Below are 2,967 nucleotides of genomic sequence, written 5' to 3'. Positions count from 1 at the left end.
TGATAACTTTTAAAAATTATCAAGTTGATAGACTTTAATCTATCAAACCTTTTTAACTGGTCAAGTTATTAAGGGTGCAGGGCGGATGCCTTGGCACTAGGAGCCGATGAAGGACGTGATAAGCTGCGATAAGCTTCGGGGAGTTGCACGTAAACTTTGATCCGAAGATTTCCGAATGAGGAAACTCACTTAGAGTAATGTCTAAGTATCATTAAGTGAATACATAGCTTAATGAGGGGAACTCAGGGAACTGAAACATCTAAGTACCTGAAGGAAGAGAAAGAAATTCGATTCCGTAAGTAGCGGCGAGCGAACGCGGAAGAGCCCAAACCAATAAAGTTTTCTTTATTGGGGTTGCGGACATATCATAACGAAGAGGTATCGTAATTGAAGAGGTTTGGAAAGACCCACCACAGAAGGTAATAGTCCTGTATGTTAAACGAGAAAACTTTAGATATGATCCAGAGTACCACGGGACACGTGAAACCCTGTGGGAAGCAGGAGGGACCACCCTCCAAGGCTAAATACTACCTAGTGACCGATAGCGTATAGTACCGTGAGGGAAAGGTGAAAAGAACCCCGGGAGGGGAGTGAAATAGAACCTGAAACCCTGCACTTACAAGCTGTGGAAGCACATTTCTTGTGTGACCGCGTACTTTTTGTAGAACGGGCCAACGAGTTACGTTAAGTAGCAAGGTTAAGCACTTAAGGTGTGGAGCCGTAGCGAAAGCGAGTTTTAACTGAGCGTTCAGTTACTTGACGTAGACCCGAAACCGGGCGACCTACCCATGAGCAGGATGAAGCGAAAGTAAAATTTCGTGGAGGTCCGAACCCACGAGCGTTGAAAAGCTCGGGGATGACTTGTGGGTAGCGGTGAAATTCCAATCGAGCCCGGAGATAGCTGGTTCTCCCCGAAATAGCTTTAGGGCTAGCCTCAAGGTGAGAGATACGGAGGTAGAGCACTGAATGTCCTAGGGGGTATTGCACCTACCGAAGACTATCAAACTCCGAATGCCGTCATCTTATACTTGGGAGTCAGACTGTGGGTGATAAGATTCATAGTCGAAAGGGCAACAGCCCAGATCGTCAGCTAAGGTCCCTAAATGTAAGTTAAGTGGTAAAGGATGTGGGATTGCACAGACAACCAGGATGTTGGCTTAGAAGCAGCCACTCATTCAAAGAGTGCGTAATAGCTCACTGGTCGAGTGATCCTGCGCCGAAGATTTCCGGGGCTAAAACTTACTACCGAAGCTACGGCATCATTATGATGGGTAGGGGAGCTTCCCATACGGGTTGAAGCATGACCGTAAGGACATGTGGACAGTATGGGAGTGAGAATGTTGGCATGAGTAGCGAGATGTGGGTGAGAATCCCACAGGCCGTAAACCCAAGGTTTCCAGGGGAAGGTTCGTCCGCCCTGGGTTAGTCGGGACCTAAGCTGAGGCCGAAAGGCGTAGGTGATGGACAACAGGTTGATATTCCTGTACTACCGATAACCGTTTGAGAGATGGGATGACACAGTAGGATAAGCTAAGCACACTGTTGGTTATGTGTGCCCAAGCATTGAGGCAGTCAGAGTAGGTAAATCCGCTTTGATAATGCTGGGATGTGATGGGGAGCGAAATTTAGTAGCGAAGTAGCTGATTTCACACTGTCAAGAAAAGTCTCTATCGAGGTTAAAGGTACCCGTACCGCAAACCGACACAGGTGGGTGAGGAGAGTATCCTAAGGCCCGCGAGAGAACTGTTGTTAAGGAACTCGGCAAAATGACCCCGTAACTTAGGGATAAGGGGTGCCACCATCCGGTGGCCGCAGAGAATAGGCCCAAGCGACTGTTTACCAAAAACATAGGTTTCTGCTAAGTCGCAAGACGATGTATAGGAGCTGACGCCTGCCCGGTGCTGGAAGGTTAAGGGGATCTGTTAGAGCAATCGAAGCAGTGAACTTAAGCCCCAGTAAACGGCGGCCGTAACTATAACGGTCCTAAGGTAGCGAAATTCCTTGTCGGGTAAGTTCCGACCCGCACGAAAGGCGTAACGATTTGGGCACTGTCTCAACAACAGACTCGGTGAAATTGTAATTCCGGTGAAGATGCCGGATACCTGCGACAGGACGGAAAGACCCCATGGAGCTTTACTGTAGCTTGACATTGGGTCTTGGTACTACATGTACAGGATAGGTGGGAGGCTTTGAAACCAGGACGCCAGTTTTGGCGGAGCCATCCTTGGGATACCACCCTTGTAGTACTGGGACTCTAACCATAGGCCATGAATCTGGTCTTGGGACACTGTCAGGTGGGCAGTTTGACTGGGGCGGTCGCCTCCCAAAAGGTAACGGAGGCGCTCAAAGGTTCTCTCAGTACGGTCGGAAATCGTACGTAGAGTGTAAAGGCAAAAGAGAGCTTGATTGCAAGACATACAGGTCGAGCAAGGATGAAAATCGGACTTAGTGATCCGGTGGTTCTGCGTGGAAGGGCCATCGCTCAACGGATAAAAGCTACCCTGGGGATAACAGGCTTATCTCCCCCAAGAGTCCACATCGACGGGGAGGTTTGGCACCTCGATGTCGGCTCATCACATCCTGGGGCTGTAGTAGGTCCCAAGGGTTGGGCTGTTCGCCCATTAAAGTGGTACGCGAGCTGGGTTCAGAACGTCGTGAGACAGTTCGGTCCCTATCCGTCGCAGGCGTAGGAAATTTGAGAAGACCTGTCCTTAGTACGAGAGGACCGGGATGGACGTACCTCTGGTGTACCAGTTGTTCTGCCAAGGGCATGGCTGGGTAGCTATGTACGGAATGGATAAGCGCTGAAAGCATCTAAGCGCGAAGCCAACTTCAAGATAAGATTTCCCACCGCAAGGGTAAGACCCCAGAAAGACTATCTGGTTGATAGGTCGAAGGTGTAAGTGCAGCAATGTATTTAGCTTATCGATACTAATAGGTCGAGGACTTGACCAAATTATTTGATGT

General features: G+C 49.1%; 1 rRNA gene. It reads left to right on the top strand.

The features are described from left to right. Positions 1 to 58 precede the first annotated feature (58 nt). Positions 59 to 2,955 (top strand): 23S ribosomal RNA (locus Q3287_RS19315). Positions 2,956 to 2,967 lie beyond the last annotated feature (12 nt).

Source organism: Clostridioides sp. GD02404 (genome assembly GCF_045898275.1).
GTDB classification, from domain to species: Bacteria; Bacillota; Clostridia; order Peptostreptococcales; family Peptostreptococcaceae; genus Clostridioides; species Clostridioides difficile_A.
Note: the sequence above shows the minus strand (reverse complement) of the source record. Positions and strands in the feature narration are given on the sequence as shown.